The 14,666-nt window shown below is 71.7% G+C and carries 11 protein-coding genes and 1 pseudogene; 7 read left to right on the forward strand and 5 right to left on the reverse strand.

The genetic code is table 11. The annotated features are described in order from the left end of the window. Positions 1 to 63 precede the first annotated feature (63 nt). From FB470_RS12200 to FB470_RS12215, 4 genes and pseudogenes are all read left to right on the forward strand, one after another. Complete coding sequence (locus FB470_RS12200) at positions 64 to 1,674, forward strand: ABC transporter substrate-binding protein (protein ID WP_306991172.1); 1,611 nt, start codon at positions 64 to 66, stop codon at positions 1,672 to 1,674. Then, a pseudogene (locus FB470_RS12205) lies at positions 1,671 to 2,619 on the forward strand (ABC transporter permease). Before FB470_RS12200 ends, FB470_RS12205 begins: the two are co-directional and overlap by 4 nt. After that, positions 2,612 to 3,448 carry an ABC transporter permease gene (locus FB470_RS12210; RefSeq protein WP_306991174.1) on the forward strand — a complete coding sequence of 279 codons (837 nt, stop codon included), beginning with the start codon at positions 2,612 to 2,614 and terminating at the stop codon, positions 3,446 to 3,448. Before FB470_RS12205 ends, FB470_RS12210 begins: the two are co-directional and overlap by 8 nt. Next, positions 3,441 to 5,003 (forward strand): dipeptide ABC transporter ATP-binding protein, encoded by a 1,563-nt coding sequence (locus tag FB470_RS12215; protein WP_306991176.1) that lies wholly within the window; start codon positions 3,441 to 3,443, stop codon positions 5,001 to 5,003. Before FB470_RS12210 ends, FB470_RS12215 begins: the two co-directional genes overlap by 8 nt. 899 nt (positions 5,004 to 5,902) lie before the next feature. Here FB470_RS12215 and FB470_RS12220 read toward each other — a convergent pair. Together FB470_RS12220 and FB470_RS12225 are read right to left on the reverse strand one after the other, a co-directional pair. Next, positions 5,903 to 7,741, reverse strand: a complete 1,839-nt coding sequence (locus FB470_RS12220) for an FAD/NAD(P)-binding protein (protein WP_306991178.1) — start codon at positions 7,739 to 7,741, stop codon at positions 5,903 to 5,905. A gap of 57 nt (positions 7,742 to 7,798) precedes the next feature. Continuing rightward, the gene (locus FB470_RS12225) at positions 7,799 to 8,449 is read right to left on the reverse strand and encodes a TetR/AcrR family transcriptional regulator (protein ID WP_306991180.1); all 651 of its coding nucleotides are present in this window, start codon (positions 8,447 to 8,449) and stop codon (positions 7,799 to 7,801) included. Positions 8,450 to 8,516: 67 nt separating this feature from the next. Here FB470_RS12225 and FB470_RS12230 point away from each other — a divergent pair, with 67 nt between their 5' ends. Further along, complete coding sequence (locus FB470_RS12230; RefSeq protein ID WP_306991182.1) at positions 8,517 to 9,725, forward strand: lipase family protein; 1,209 nt, start codon at positions 8,517 to 8,519, stop codon at positions 9,723 to 9,725. 73 nt (positions 9,726 to 9,798) lie between these two features. Here FB470_RS12230 and FB470_RS12235 read toward each other — a convergent pair whose 3' ends face one another. Beyond that, positions 9,799 to 10,206 carry a DUF3151 domain-containing protein gene (locus FB470_RS12235; protein WP_306991184.1) on the reverse strand — a complete coding sequence of 136 codons (408 nt, stop codon included), beginning with the start codon at positions 10,204 to 10,206 and terminating at the stop codon, positions 9,799 to 9,801. Between the two features lie 222 nt (positions 10,207 to 10,428). Between FB470_RS12235 and FB470_RS12240 the strand changes: the two genes are divergently transcribed. After that, positions 10,429 to 11,607 carry a hypothetical protein gene (locus FB470_RS12240; RefSeq protein ID WP_306991186.1) on the forward strand — a complete coding sequence of 393 codons (1,179 nt, stop codon included), beginning with the start codon at positions 10,429 to 10,431 and terminating at the stop codon, positions 11,605 to 11,607. On the opposite strand, the gene fbaA is transcribed toward FB470_RS12240, so the two are convergent. Then, a complete protein-coding gene (gene fbaA, locus FB470_RS12245) occupies positions 11,600 to 12,631 on the reverse strand; it encodes a class II fructose-bisphosphate aldolase (RefSeq protein WP_306991188.1) in 1,032 nt (343 codons plus the stop codon). The two genes, FB470_RS12240 and fbaA, sit on opposite strands and share 8 nt — an antisense overlap. Before the next feature lie 158 nt (positions 12,632 to 12,789). Further along, a complete protein-coding gene (locus FB470_RS12250) occupies positions 12,790 to 13,617 on the reverse strand; it encodes an LLM class F420-dependent oxidoreductase (RefSeq protein WP_306991190.1) in 828 nt (275 codons plus the stop codon). Positions 13,618 to 13,667: 50 nt separating this feature from the next. Here FB470_RS12250 and FB470_RS12255 point away from each other — a divergent pair, with 50 nt between their 5' ends. Continuing rightward, on the forward strand, positions 13,668 to 14,600 hold the full coding sequence (locus FB470_RS12255; protein ID WP_306991191.1) for an aldo/keto reductase: 933 nt from the start codon (positions 13,668 to 13,670) through the stop codon (positions 14,598 to 14,600). The last annotated feature ends 66 nt before the right edge of the window (positions 14,601 to 14,666 follow it).

Here is a 14,666-nt window from a genome sequence, read left to right on the forward strand (position 1 = left end):
TGGTTTCGCCCAGGGGCTGGGAAGCACGGTCCGAACGCCGGGAATGTGCCTAGCGTTGATCACGTGTCTCCCAGCCTCCCCGCGAAAACCCTTCCTCTCGCCGCTGCCGCCGCCGTGCTCGTGGCCGGATGCTCCGCCGGCTCGACGGCGGCGGACGTGGGGCCGCCGCAGCCCGGCGGCACGCTGACGATCGCCGTCGGGTCGAACCCGGACTGCCTCGACCCGCAGCAGACCGGGACGAACGCGAGCCTCAACGTGGGCCGCCAGCTCGTCGACTCCCTCACCGACCAGGACCCGGCCACCGGCGAGATCAAGCCGTGGCTGGCCGACCGCTGGGAGAGCAACGCCGACTCGACCAGCTTCACCTTCCACCTGCGCTCCGGGGCCACGTTCTCCGACGGCACGCCCGTCGACGCGGCCGCCGTGAAGACCAGCTTCGACGGGGTCAAGGCGCTGGGCGCGAAATCGCTGCTGGGCCTGGGTTACCTGGCCTCCTACACCGGCGCGACCGTGGTCGACCCGCAGACCGTGCGGCTCGACTTCGCCGTGCCCAGCGCGCAGTTCCTGCAGGCCAGCTCGACGATGTCGCTGGGCATCCTGGCTCCCGCGGCGTTCGCGAAGACGCCGGACCAGCGCTGCCAGGGCGACGGGTTGATCGGCTCCGGCCCGTTCGTCTTCGCGAGCTTCAAGCAGAACGCCGACATCGTCGTCGCCAAGCGCCGCGGCTACGACTGGGGGTCGTCGCTGTGGCAGCACCGCGGCGAGGCCTACCTCGACGAGATCGACTACAAGATCGTGCCCGAGCCGGGCGTGCGCACCGGCAGCCTGTTGTCCGGTCAGCTCAGCGCGACCACCGAGGTGCAGCCGGTCGACGAGGCGCAGTTCCAGGGCGGCGGGTTCGGCGAGCAGACCCGCCCGAACCCGGGGCTGGTGTTCAACCTGCACGCCAACACTTCGCGGGGTGTCCTGGCCGACGAGAAGGTGCGCCAGGCGGTCACGAAGGGCGTGAACCGGCAGGAGGTGGTCGACACCGTCCTGTCGCCCAACTACAAGCCCGCCACGAGCATCCTGGCCTCGACCACCCCGCTGCACGCCGACCTGTCCGCGCAGCTGGCCCACGACCCGGCCGGTGCGGCGCAGCTGCTGGAGTCCGACGGATGGGTCGCCGGCCCGGACGGGATCCGGGTGCGCGACGGGCAGCGACTGACCGCGAAGGTCGTGTACGCGCCGGTGTTCAACCAGAGCCAGAGCGTGCTGGAGCTGGTCCAGCAGCAGCTGCGCAAGATCGGCTTCGACCTGGTACTCGAACCGCACACCAGCGCGGAAACCCTGCAGATCCAGCAGTCCCACGACTACGACTTCCTCTGGTACAACGTCACCCGCGCCGATCCGGACATCCTGCGCAACAACTTCTCCACCAAGGCCGGCAACCGCAGCCTGCTGCAGCCGGGCAACCCCCTCGACGTCGCGCTGGACGCGCAGGCGGCGACGGTCGATCCGGTGGCGCGCAAGCAGCCCGCGGAGGAGGCCCAGCGGCTCATCGTCGAACACGCCTACGCGATCCCGGTGTTCGAGCTGACCCAGGTCGTGGCGGTCGGGCCGAACGCGCACGCGATCAACTTCGAGGCCTCGTCGCGGCTGCAGCTGTTCGACACCTGGGTGTCCCGCTCATGAGGCGCTACCTGCTGCACCGCGCCGGGCAGGCGGTGATCGTGCCTGTGGGCGGCGTTCACGGTGTCGTTCGTGATCCTCTACCTGCTGCCGGGCGACGCCGTGCTCGCCAAGCTCGGCGGCGCGGACGCCGGTACCGCGCTCACCGCCGAGCAGGTGGCGCGTGCGCAGGCCGAGTACGGTCTCGACGACCCGTGGCCGGTGCAGTACGGAAAGCGCTTGCTCGCCGCGCTGCACGGGGACTTCGGCCGGTCCATCACGACGGGCGACAGCGCCACCCACATGGTGCTGACCGCGCTGCCGCCGACGCTCGCGGTGGCCGGTCTCGGGCTGGTGCTGGCGGTCCTGCTGGGCGGCGGCGCCGCGCTGGCCGGGACGTACACGCGGCACCGGTGGCTGGGCAACCTGCTGCTCTCGCTACCGGCGCTGGGCATTTCGCTGCCGGTGTTCTGGGTGGGCCTGGTGCTGATCCAGATCTTCTCGTTCCAGCTGCGGGTGCTGCCGGCGCTGGGCAACCAGGGCGTCCAGTCGCTGATCCTGCCCGCGATCACCCTCGCCCTGCCTGCCGGCGCGATCATCGGGCAGGTGCTGGCCAAGAGCCTGCGCACGCAGCTCGCCGAGCCGTACGTGGAGATCGTCCGGGCCCGCGGCGCCGGCCGTGTCCGGGTCCACTTCGGACACGCGCTGCGCAACGCGGCCATCCCGGCGCTGACCATGCTCGGCGTCGTGACGGGTCAGCTGCTGGCCGGGTCGGTGGTGACGGAGACGGTGTTCTCCCGCGACGGCGTCGGCCGGGTCACCACCGCCGCGGTCACCGGGCAGGACATCCCCGTGGTGCAGGCGGTGATCGTGCTCGCCGCGTTCTTCTTCGTGGCGATCAACCTGGTCGTCGACCTGCTCTACCCGTTGCTCGATCCGCGCGTCCGCCGGGAGGCCGCCCGTGTCTGACGTCCTCGCCGTGCGCGCCCGCGCGGGTTCCGCGCTGCGGCGGCCCGGGCTGGTGCTGTCCGTGTTGCTGCTCGCGCTGGTCGTCGCGTGGGCGCTGGTTCCGTCGGCGTTCACGCGGTACGACCCGCTGGCCGGTGTGCCACGGGAGAAGCTGCGGGCGCCGTCGGCGGCGCACCTGTTCGGCACCGACGAGACCGGCCGGGACGTGTTCGCGCGTGTCGTGCACGGAGCCGGGTTGTCGTTGCGGGCGACGGTGCTGGCGGTGCTGATCGCGCTGGTCGTGGGTTCGGTGCTCGGCCTGATCGCCGGGGCGCGGGGCGGCCGGCTCGACTCGCTGCTCATGCGCGTGATGGACGTGCTGCTTGCGATCCCGCCGATCCTGCTGTCGCTGGCGCTGGTCACCGCGCTCGGGTTCGGTACCACCAAGGTCGCGGTCGCGGTCGGGGTGGCGAACGTGGCGAACTTCGCGCGGCTGATGCGCGCGGAGGTGATCCGCGTGCGCAGCGGGGTGTACGTCGAGGCGGCGCGGGCGAGCGGCGTTCGGTGGTTCGGCGTGCTGGCGCGGCACATCCTGCCCAACGCGTCCGGGCCGGTGGTGGTGCTGGCGGTGCTGACGTTCGGCACGGCGGTGCTGGAGATCTCGGCGCTCAGCTTCCTCGGCTACGGCGCGACGCCGCCGTCGCCGGAGTGGGGGTCGCTGGTGTCCGCGGGCCGCGCGTACCTGGCGAGCGCGTGGTGGATGACGACATTGCCCGGTCTGGTGATCGCCGCGGTGGTGCTGTCGGCGAACCGGTTGTCGAAAGCTCTGGACGGAGAACGGGATGGCTGACCTGCTGGTGATCCGGGATCTCGCGGTGTCGTACCGGACGCGGTCCGGGCCGGTGCCCGCGGTGCGGTCGGTCGACCTGGCGATCCGAAGTGGACAGACACTCGCTGTTGTCGGCGAATCCGGTTCGGGGAAATCGACGACAGCGCACGCGGTGATCGGGTTGCTGCCGCGCGGTGGGCGGATCGAGGCGGGGTCGATCACGTTCGACGGCCGCGAGCTGACGGCGTTGTCCGAGAAGGCGTGGCGGACCGTTCGCGGCCGGGAGATCGCGCTGATCCCGCAGGACCCGACGGTGTCGTTGAACCCGGTGAAGCGGATCGGTGAGCAGGTCGGGGAGGCGCTGGTGGTCCACGGGCTGGCGACACGGCGGAGCGCGGGTGCGGAGGCCGTGGAGTTGCTGGCGCGGGCGGGGATCGCGCGGCCGGAGTTGCGGGCGCGGCAGTACCCGCACGAGCTGTCCGGCGGGTTGCGGCAGCGGGCACTGATCGCGGCGGCGCTGGCCGGGAAGCCGCGGTTGATCATCGCGGACGAGCCGACCAGCGCGCTGGACGTGACGGTGCAGCGGCGGATCCTGGATCACCTTGCGGAGCTGGTGGCCGAGGAGAACCTGGCGCTGCTGTTGATCACCCACGACCTGGGAGTGGCAGCGGACCGAGCGGACGAGATCGCGGTGATGTCGGAGGGGCGGCTGGTGGAGCGGGCGCCGAGCGCGGAACTGCTGGCGGCGCCGTCGCAGGACTACACGCGACGGTTGCTGGCGGCGGCGCCGAGCCTGTCGACCGAGCCGTTGCGGTCGCGCCGGCCGCCGGGGCCGGCGTTGGTGGCGGTTTCGGGCCTGCGCAAGGACTTCGGTGGCGTGCGGGCCGTGGACGACGTGTCGTTCGAAATCCCCCGCGGCCAGACGCTGGCGCTGGTCGGCGAATCCGGTTCCGGCAAGTCGACGACGGCGCGGATGGTGCTGCGGCTGACGGACCCGTCCGCGGGGTCGGTGGTGTTCGACGGCGTCGACGTGACCGGGGTGCGCGGTGCGGAGCTGCGCACGCTGCGGCGCCGGATGCAGCTGGTGTATCAGAACCCGTACGCGTCGCTGAACCCGAAGCTGACGGTGGGCCAGATCGTGTCCGAGCCGCTGCGGGCCTTCCGCGCTCCGGGTGATGCGGTGTCGTTGCTGGACCAGGTGGCGTTGCCGGCGTCGATGTCGAGGCGCAAGCCGGCGGAGTTGTCCGGCGGGCAACGTCAACGCGTGGCGATCGCGAGGGCCTTGGCGCTGCGCCCGGACCTGGTGGTGCTGGACGAGCCGGTGTCGGCGTTGGATGTGTCGGTGCAGGCCCAGATCCTGGATCTGCTGGTACGCCTGCAGGACGAGCTGGGTTTGACCTACCTGTTCATCTCCCACGACCTCGCCGTGGTGCGGCAGGTGGCCGACCAGGTTGCCGTCATGCGAGCCGGTTCGGTGGTGGAGAAGGGGCCGGTGGACGAGGTGTTGCAGCGGCCCCGGGAGGCGTACACAAAGGACCTGCTGTCCGCGATCCCGGGCCGGGTGGAGGTCGGCTAGGCCGAGTTCGGGCCGGTAGCAGTGTGCTCCGGGGTACCGCTGTGCGGCCCTGGTCGGTGGCTTGCCGTGCCGGGGACGTTGCTGATCGGCCGGCACGGCGTGCCTGCCCGCGGTGGGGCCGGGTGCCGCTGCGGCCCCGCAGGCTGCATTCCACGCAGATGGAACCGCTCGTGACCGCCGGGGCCGCGGCGGGTCGCGGTCCGGTGGCCCACGGTTCTACCGGCCCCGGCAGGCAGCGTCCCGGCCGTGGGCCGTCTGTGGCGTGGTGGATGCTGGTTGGCGCTGGCTCGGTTCGCAACCGGGACGTTGACACACCCCGGGCCGGCGGGCAGGCCGCCGATTGCTGGTACCAGGTCGGCGGCCTGCCGCATTCGACGCAGATGGAGCCTCTCGGTGACGGTCGGGCCGCGGCGGGTCGCGGTCCGGTGGCCCGCGGCCCTACCGGCCCCGGCACGCAGCGTCCCGGCCGTGGCCCGTCTGTGGCGTGGTGGATGCTGGTTAGCGCTGGCTCGGTCGCAACCGGGACGTTGACACACCCCGGGCCGGCGGGCAGGCCGCCGACTGTCGGTACCCGGTCGGCGGCCTCGCGCGTCCGGCACGCCCGCCTCGTCCTCGCCGCCTCGCGTCCGCCAGCCCCCCGCCCGCTCCGCGCCTCGCATCGGGTAACAGCCGTGCCGCCGGCGGGCCGCCCGTGGAACGCAACGCCGGCCGCCGCCCGCTGACCGCGGCCGCCGCCCGCGCGCCTGTCGAACGCCGGCCGCCGCCCGTGGAACGCCGGCCGCCGCCCGCGCGCCTGTCGAACGCCGCCAGCCACCAACCCGCCACCCACCGCCGACTCCAACCGCCCGCCAACCCACCACCCACCGCCGGCCCCCAACCGACCGCCACCGGCGCAAAACTCAGCCCACCAACCGCAGGATTTCCCGCGCCGCGGCGTCGTTTTGGCGGAAGGAGGGGCCGTTGGTGCCGGGGCGGGTGAAGGCGGCCGCCGAGCGGGCGCTCGTGTGCGGGCCCAGCGCGAAGCGCCGGGACTGCGGCCGCCCGTCGGCGTCGAGCAGCCGCCCGTCCGAGACGCGCGTCGAGATCCGGCCCGAGGGCAGGTCCCGCACGTATTCCTCGGCCAGCTCGCCCGCATGACGCAACTGCGCCAGCAACCCGTCCGAAGCCCGCGAGACGCTCGGCGCGGGCAGGCGCGCCTCGATCAGCGTCCGGGCCGTCACCGAGCCCGGGAAGCTCCCCGAGTAAGCCGCGAAACCGTCCGCTGTCAACGAAATCCGCACGTCGGCCCCCAGGAACGACACCACCCCGGCCTGGTGCAACGCCAGCAACTCGTGCAACCGCCGCGGCGGGGGGCCGCTCGCGTAGTACGAGAAGAACCCGTGCCACCAACCATCCACATCGGACGCATCCAGCGCGCCGGACGCCATCAGCGCAGGCATCTGCTGGTACACCGACAACAACGCCATGAACGCCCCGAGATCCGCGCTCCACGAAGCGTCCGCGCGCCGCGCCAGGTCCGCTTCCACATAGGACCGCAGGTACTTCCCGAACTCCTCCGCCGTCTCGAACCGCAGGCCCGCGAGCGGCCGGTCGAGGCGCTCCAGGTCGAGCCGGTCCTCCTCCGCCGGGACCGCCCGCGCCACCAGCGCCCGCATCTCCGCGCTATCCCACTCGAACGAGGCGAAGCACGCCGCGAAATCGTCGAAAGCCATGCGCACCCGCGACGGGTGCCCGGTGAACAGCTCGCTGTAGTACCCCCACGCGAGCTCCTTCGCCACGTGCGGCCACACGTCGGCGCGGAAATCGAGCCGGCGGTCCCGCGCCAGCAGCTCGTCCACCCGCGCCCGGTCGAAGAACCGCGGCAACCGCAGCGGCGCACCGCGCAACCGGTACCCGGGCTTCGCGTGGTAGGGCACGCCGCGCCGGGAACCGATGTGCAGCACCGGTTCCGCCCCGCTCGGGTGGTAGACCAGCCCGCCCTCGCGCTCCTCGAACCGCCCGCCGCGACCCTCCGTCAGCAACAGCATCAGGTCGACGAACGCCAGCCCGAACCCGCGCACCAGCACCGGCTCACCGGGTGCGACGTGCTGGTAGTCGACGTCGGCGGTGTAGCCGGCCGGGTAGTAGGCGAGCCCCCGGGCGGCCGCGAACTCGGCCAGCTCCCGCTCGTCCGAACCCGGTTCGGCATCGAGGTGACCGACGGTCAGCACCACCGCGTCCACGTCCAGCGGTTCGTCCACCCCCGCCAGCCACACGCGCGTCTCGTCGATCCGCGTCGCCCGCGTGCGGTGCTCCACCACCGAAATCCCCGGCGGCAACTCCGACAGCACGTGCCGGTACACCCAGTCCAGGTACGCGCTCGCCAGCCGCCGCGTCGGGAACGACGTGCCGCGCAACGCGGTCAGCTCACCCCACAGATCCTCCGGCACGTCGTAGTCGATCCGCCCGGATCGCACGTCGCGCGCCCACTCCCACAGCGACGGCCCCGGCCGCACCGGGCCGTCCGTCGTCACGCTGTCGTCGGTGAACATCGTGACGTCCTCGGCCATCGAGTTCATCCGCAGCAACGGTGACTGCTCGTAGCGCCAGATCCGCCCGGCGCCCGGCGGGAACGGGTCGATCAGGTGGACCACCAGCCCCGCGGGCCCCAGCAGTTCGGCCGCGTTGGCCGACAATCGTTCCAGCACGCCGACCCCACGCGGCCCCGCCCCCACGATCGCGAGTTGCGACGCCACCATGCCTTCGACGCTACGGAATTCCGGCCGCCACGGGCCGGGTTCCCGGATCGTGGACGCCTACCGGACGCGCGCGATGACCTCCGGCGCCTGGCTGTACAGGCGCAGCACGCCACCGATCGTGAACTCCGTGAGCAGGTCGATGAGCGCGTCGCGGTCCGGCGCGTCCCCGTTCCAGTTGAGCCGGACCAGTGACTCGACCATCGCGAAGTACATGGTGACCAGCGCGGTGTCGGCGCGCCCCGGTTCGACGCCGAACGCGGCCCACCGCTGGCCGCTCGCCTCGGTGTAGACCCGGGCGAGCCGCTTCCGGAGCCGGGACAACGCGTGGTTGCCGGAACGCTCGGCCTCCTGGAACAGCGGCAGCGCGTCCGGGTGACCGGCGACGAAGTCGAACAGGTTCGCGTAGTTCTTGCGCGCCCAGCTCTTCAGGTCCAGTTCGGCGTCGCTCGCGCCGACCGCGGCGATGGCCGCGTAGGCCTGCTCCTCCGCCTGCTCGATCACGGCCGCGAACAGCGCGTTCTTGTCGCCGTACAGCTCGTAGACAGCCTGCCGGGTCAGCCCCGCCTCGCGGGCGATCTGTTCGATCGTGGCGCCCTGCAGGCCGTTCGTGGCGAACACGTGGCCGGCCGCGGCGAGCACGAGCGTCCGCTGCTCGGCCACCGGGAGCTTCCGGGGCCTGCCCGGCCCACGCTTTCGGGGCATTGACATGCCTGCCACCTCACCACCACTCTTTTTCCGACAAACCTGTCGGAAAATAGCTCACCGGGGAGCGTTCATGCGCCTTTCGCATCGCCGGCCCGCGGCGATCCTGACGGCGGCGGTCATCGCCCTGTCGATGACGGCCGTGCCCGCCGGCGCAACCACCTCCTCTGCCGACTTCTACGCTCCGCCTGCCACCCTGCCAGGTGACAACGGCGCCATCATCCGTCACGAGCCGAGCCAGTTCTTCCTCGACCCGGCGAAGCTGCTCCCGGCCCCCGCTCACGTTGAGCGGATCATGTACCGCAGCACGGACACGCACGGTGATCCCGTCGCGGTCACCGGAACCGTCCTGACCCCGACGACGCCGTGGCCCGGCGCGGGCGAGCGCCCGATCGTCAGCTACGCCCCCGGCACGCAGGGCCTGGGCGACCAGTGTGCGCCGTCGAAGGCCCTGGCCGCCGGTCAGGAGTACGAGGGCCCGTTCATCGCCGGCCTGCTCGCGCGCGGTTACGCCGTCGTCGTCACCGACTACGAGGGCCTGGGCACCCCGGGCGTGCACACCTACGTCAACCGCAAGGCCGAAGGGCACGCCGTGCTGGACGCGATCCGCGCCGCGCAGCAGCTGCCCGGCCTGCCGTCCGACGGCCCCGTGGCCATCGCCGGCTACTCGCAGGGCGGTGGCGCGTCCGCCGCGGCGGCCGAGTTGCAGCCGGCCTATGCGCCGGAGCTGGACCTCAAGGGCGCCTACGCCGGCGCGGTCCCGGCCGACCTGGCCGCGGTCGGCAAGAGCCTGGACGGCGCCTACGCGGTCGGGTTCCTGATGTTCGCGGTGGCGAGCGTGAACTACGCCTACCCCGAACTGCACATCACCGACGTCCTCAACGACCGGGGAAAGGCGCTCGAAGCGCGGGTCGAGAACGAGTGCACCGTCGAAGCGGTCGTCGGTCACGCCTTCACGCGCACCGCGGACCTGACCGTGGACGGCAGGCCGATCAGCGCCTACCTGGCCGAGGAGCCGTACGCGTCGGTGGTCGAGGAGCAGCGGATCGGGACGCTCGAGCCGGCGGTGCCGGTGTACGTCGTGCACAGCGCGCTCGACGACATCGTGCCCTACGAACAGGGCCGCGCGATGGTGCGGAACTGGTGTGGCGAGGGCGCCACCGTGCAGTTCGACACCCTGGCGGTGCCGACCCACGTCGGTGGCGCCGTCGCCGGTTACCCGGCCGCCTTCGCGTGGCTGGAGGGCCGGTTCGCGGGCGAGCAGGCACCGAGCAACTGTTGAAGGTCGATCAGCGGCGCGCAGCGCCACCGTCGCGGGTGGCGGCGGGCGACGGGAGGGTCACGATGGTGCGGATCTACTGGAGGCCGGTCGCGGCCGCGGCGGCCGGGTCGGAGTCGGTGATGAACTTCCGGCACCGCTCGTACTCCTCGGTCTCCCCGATGCGCTGGGCGGCCTTCGCGAGGGCGGCCAGGGCGCGCAGGAAGCCCTGGTTCGGGCGGTGGTCCCAGGGCACCGGGCCGAAGCCCTTCCACCCGGCGCGGCGGAGCTGATCCAGGCCGCGGTGGTAGCCGGTGCGGGCGAAGGCGTAGGCCGGGACGAACTCGTTCGCCTCCAGCGCCCGCTCGGCCAGGGCGGCCCAGGCCTCGCTGAAGTCGGGGTGCTCGGCGGCCACGTCGGCCGGGTCGGTGCCGGCGTCCATCGCGGCCTGCGCGTCCACGCGCTCGGGCAGGCGGGTGGCGTCGGGTTCCAGCAGGTTCGTCATGGTTCCCAGTATCGGCGGACTACGCGAACAGGCTCGCGAGGACCCCGCTGCCGAGGAGCACGAGGGCGGCGACCAGGACCGCGGCGACGAGACGTTTGGGCATCACGGGCGGACACGATGCCCGGCGGCCGCGGCCGGCGCAAGGAGGTCACGCCGGTCGGGTGAACCCTGGTTTTCGGACATCTCGCTCCGTGGCCGGGGCCGGCAGTGGATGATGTTCGCATGACGAAGGCGATCGAGGGGGCCGCCGAGGGGTTCGCCGTGCCGCGCGGGCCCATCGGCAAGACCAAGCTGTTCTTCGCCACGCACTGGGAGCGGGGCGTGCCGGGGCGGCCGGCACCGGAATGGGTGCTGCGGTTCGCCTACGGCATGTGGCTGGTCGCGTTCACCTTCAAGGTGCTCGGCTCGTCGTGGGACATGTCGTGGCACTTCAAGTTCATCCGCGACGACTTCGCCCCGCCGCACCTGATCAACACGGTCGGCACCGGGATCGTCATCGTCCTCGTCGCGATCCACAGCTACACCGGCCTCGGCTGCGACAAGCGGTCGCTGCGGCTCATGCAGGCCGGGCTGGCGATGTTCCTGATCGCCGCGCCGCTGGACGTCATCAACCACCGCATCAGCGGCCTCGACCTGACCGCGTGGAGCCCCACGCACATGCTGCTCTACGTCGGCACCGGCGTGATGCTGGCCGGGGTCATCGACGGCTGGACGAAGTCCGCGCCGCCCGGCCGGGTCCGCACCCTGGTGCTGACCGGGCTGTGGGTGTTCTTCCTGGAGAACACGTTCTTCCCGAACGGCCAGCAGGAGTACGGCATCATCAGCCTGCGGGCGTGGGAGCGCGGCGCGCCGGAGGCGGAACCGTCGCTGCTGAACTTCGCGGCCGAGCAGATCGGGCACCCGGTCGACCGGGTCGCGGTGCTGCACTTCGCGATGCCGATCGCGGACTGGGTCTACCCGCTGTGGGGCGTCGGGGTGTCGGCGCTGGTCCTGGCGCTGGCGCGGCACACGATCGGCCGGGCCTGGGCGGCGACGGCGGTGGCCGGCGCGTACGTGGCCTACCGCGCGATCATCTGGCCGTTGCTGGTGGTGGGCACGTTCCCCGCCTCGGCGATCCCGTTCTACCTGCTCGCGGTGGGGCTCGCGGTGGACCTGGCGTTCCGGGTCGGACGGTCGCACCGCGTGCTCACACCGCTGACCGGCGGGCTGCTGGTGACCGCGTTCGGGTACGGCGCGCTGTGGCTGCAGTCGCAGCTGCGGCCGTGGTTGCTGGGCGACGCGCACACCGAATCCGCGCCGCCGTTCGCCTACTGGCCGGCGCTCGTGGTGCTCGCCGGACTGCCCGTCCTCTGGTGGGTCCTCACGCGCGTGAGGACCCACCGCGAGGTCGCGGTCAGCTGATCTTGGTGCCAGCCGACTTGAGGTGCTCGGCCGCCTCGACGACGCGCTTGGCCATCGACTGCTCGGCCTGCTTGAGGTAGCTGCGCGGGTCGTAGGTCTTCTTGTTGCCGACCTCGCCGTCGATCTTCAGGACGCCGTCGTAGTTCTTGAAGAAGTGGTCGGCGATCGGACGGGAGAAGGCGTACTGGGTGTCGGTGTCGATGTTCATCTTCACCACGCCGTAGGACACCGCCTCGTGGATCTCCTCGAGCAGCGAGCCCGAGCCGCCGTGGAAGACCAGCTCGAACGGCTTGCTGCCCTCGGCCAGGCCCAGCTTCTCGGCGGCGACCTGCTGGCCGCGCTTGAGCACGTCCGGGCGCAGCTTCACGGCACCCGGCTTGTAGGCGCCGTGCACGTTGCCGAAGGTCGCGGCGAGGAGGTAGCGGCCCTTCTCGCCGGTGCCCAGCGCGTCGACCGTCTTCACGAAGTCGCCCTCGGCGGTGTACAGCTTCTCGTTGATCTCGTTCGAGACGCCGTCCTCCTCACCACCGACGACGCCGATCTCGACCTCGAGGATGATCTTCGCGGCGGCCGCTTTGGCGAGCAGTTCGGCGGCGATCTCCAGGTTCTCGTCCAGGTCGATCGCCGAGCCGTCCCACATGTGCGACTGGAACAGCGGGTTCTGGCCGTTGTTGACCCGCTCCTGGGACAGCGCGATCAGCGGGCGGACGAAGCCGTCCAGCTTGTCCTTCGGGCAGTGGTCGGTGTGCAGGGCGATGTTGACCGGGTACTTCTCGGCGACGACGTGCGCGAACTCGGCGAGCGCGGTCGCGCCGGTCACCATGTCCTTGACCCGGGTGCCGGAGGCGAACTCGGCGCCACCGGTCGAGATCTGGATGATCCCGTCGCTCTCCGCGTCGGCGAACCCGCGCAGGGCGGCGTTGAGGGTCTCCGACGAGGTCACGTTGATCGCCGGGTACGCGAACTCGCCCGCCTTGGCCCGGTCCAGCATCTCCGCGTAGACCTCGGGGGTGGCGATGGGCATCGTGGGTCCTCCTAGCTGTGGTTCGCCTTCCTTGCCCGAATCGTACGAGGTCGGCGGTGGGAGGACAGTGGCCCGGCTCTCGGCGGCCCAGGTCGGGAACGATCAAGTGACCAACGACGCCCCGCCCCGGCCGGGACCGGGGCGGAGCGGCTCGGTAGTCAGGACAGCAGGGCCTCGCTGACGGCGCGGTAGCCGGGCAGCGGGTCGTCGCCGAGGACCTGGATGCAGACGTGGTCCGCGCCGGCGTCGAGGTGGGCGGTGATGCCGCGCGCGATCGAGTCGATGTCGCCGTGCAGGGCGAGGGCGTCGATCAGCGCGTCGCTGCCGCCGTTGTCCAGGTCGGCCTCGGTCCAGCCGTGGCGGAGCAGGTTGTTGCGGTAGTTCACCAGGCCGAGGTAGGGGCGCTGGATGGTCGGGCGGGCGATGGCACGGGCCCTCTCCGGGTCGGTCTCCAGCACGACCTTCTGCTCGGGGGCCAGCAGCACGCCCTCACCGAGGACCTTGCGCGCCTCCCGGGTGTGGTCGGGGGTCGTCAGGTACGGGTGGGCGCCCGCGGTGCGCTCGGCGGAGAGCTTCAGCACCTTCGGGCCCAGCGCGGCCAGCGCCCGCGCCTCGACCGGTACGCCCGCTTCGTCCAGGCCGTCGAGGTAGTCGACGATCTTGTCGTAGGGCTTCTGGTACTCCTGGGTCGCCTCCGGGTGGCCGATGCCGACGCCGAGCAGGAAGCGGCCCGGGTGCTTGCCCTCGATGCGGTGCCAGGAGGCGCCGACGGTGGCCGCGTCGTCCTTCCACATGTTGACGATCCCGGTGGCCACCTTGATGGTGCTGGTCGCGTCCAGCAGCTCGTCGACGATGTCGAGTCGCCCGTCCGGGGACCCGCCGATCCAGATGGCGCCGTAGCCGAGACGTTCGACTTCGCGCGCCAGGTCCCCGTCCAGCTGGTGGTGGCCTCGCCAGATGCCGATCTTTCCGAGTTCGATAGCCATGTCCGTCCCAACTCCGGCGGGGGTGCGCGGCATTCCTCTACGTTGGGCTCATGGCGAAAATCGGCAACAGCGAGCTCGAGGTGTACCCGCTCAACCTCGGCGGCAACGTGTTCGGCTGGACCGCCGACGAGCAGGAGTCCTTCGCCGTGCTCGATGCGTACGCGGCCGCCGGCGGGAACTTCATCGACACCGCGGACGTGTACATGGCGCGCATTCCGGGCAACTCGGGCGGCGAGTCGGAGACGATCATCGGGAACTGGCTGGCCCGGCGTGGTCGTCGCGAGGACGTGGTGATCGCCACGAAGGTGGGCAGCTGGGCCAAGCGGCCGGGGGTGAGCGCGAAGAACATCCGCGAGGCGGCGGAGGACTCGCTGCGCCGGCTGCGGACGGACCACATCGATCTGTACTACGCCCATCGGGACGTGGCGGACGTGCCGCTGGAGGAGACGCTGGAGGCGTTCGACTCGTTGGTGCGGGCCGGGAAGGTGCGGTACCTGGGGGCGTCGAACTACAGCGCCGAGCGGCTGGCCGAGGCTCTGTCCATTTCGGACCGCGAGGGGTTTGCCCGGTACGTGGCGGTGCAGCCGCACTACAACCTCGTGGAGCGCGGGTACGAGCAGGAGCTGGCCCCGCTCGTCGCCAAGGAGGGGTTGTCGACCCTGCCGTACTACGCATTGGCGCGGGGTTTCCTGACGGGGAAGTACCGCTCGCGCGAGGCCCGTGGGGGCAGCCCACGCGCCGAGGGGGCGGTCGCGTACCTGGACCACCGGGGCGAGCGGGTGCTTTCGGCGCTGGACGACATTGCCGCCGCGCACGGGGTCTCACCCGCCTCGGTGGCGCTCGCATGGCTCGCCGCCCAGCCGACGGTCGCCGCACCCATCGCGAGTGCCCGGAACGTGGAGCAGTTGGCGGACCTGCTGGCCTCCGTGGAGCTGCACCTGACCGCCGAGGAACTCTCCGCCCTGGATGACGCTTCCCGGTAGGGGGTCGTCGGTTGGGGCGTGCTTGTCGGTAGGGCGATGCTTCGTGGTGGGGGCGAGGCTTCCCCG

The organism is Amycolatopsis thermophila (genome assembly GCF_030814215.1).
In the GTDB taxonomy this organism is placed as follows: domain Bacteria; phylum Actinomycetota; class Actinomycetes; order Mycobacteriales; family Pseudonocardiaceae; genus Amycolatopsis_E; species Amycolatopsis_E thermophila.

Excerpts from the sequence above, each read along its gene's own strand:
- FB470_RS12215 (WP_306991176.1), top strand. The coding sequence starts at position 3,441 with ATGGCTGACCTGCTGGTGATCCGGGATCTCGCGGTGTCGTACCGGACG.
- FB470_RS12220 (WP_306991178.1), bottom strand. The coding sequence starts at position 7,741 with ATGGTGGCGTCGCAACTCGCGATCGTGGGGGCGGGGCCGCGTGGGGTC.
- FB470_RS12225 (WP_306991180.1), bottom strand. The coding sequence starts at position 8,449 with ATGTCAATGCCCCGAAAGCGTGGGCCGGGCAGGCCCCGGAAGCTCCCG.
- FB470_RS12230 (WP_306991182.1), top strand. The coding sequence starts at position 8,517 with ATGCGCCTTTCGCATCGCCGGCCCGCGGCGATCCTGACGGCGGCGGTC.
- FB470_RS12235 (WP_306991184.1), bottom strand. The coding sequence starts at position 10,206 with ATGACGAACCTGCTGGAACCCGACGCCACCCGCCTGCCCGAGCGCGTG.
- FB470_RS12240 (WP_306991186.1), top strand. The coding sequence starts at position 10,429 with ATGACGAAGGCGATCGAGGGGGCCGCCGAGGGGTTCGCCGTGCCGCGC.
- fbaA (WP_306991188.1), bottom strand. The coding sequence starts at position 12,631 with ATGCCCATCGCCACCCCCGAGGTCTACGCGGAGATGCTGGACCGGGCC.
- FB470_RS12250 (WP_306991190.1), bottom strand. The coding sequence starts at position 13,617 with ATGGCTATCGAACTCGGAAAGATCGGCATCTGGCGAGGCCACCACCAG.
- FB470_RS12255 (WP_306991191.1), top strand. The coding sequence starts at position 13,668 with ATGGCGAAAATCGGCAACAGCGAGCTCGAGGTGTACCCGCTCAACCTC.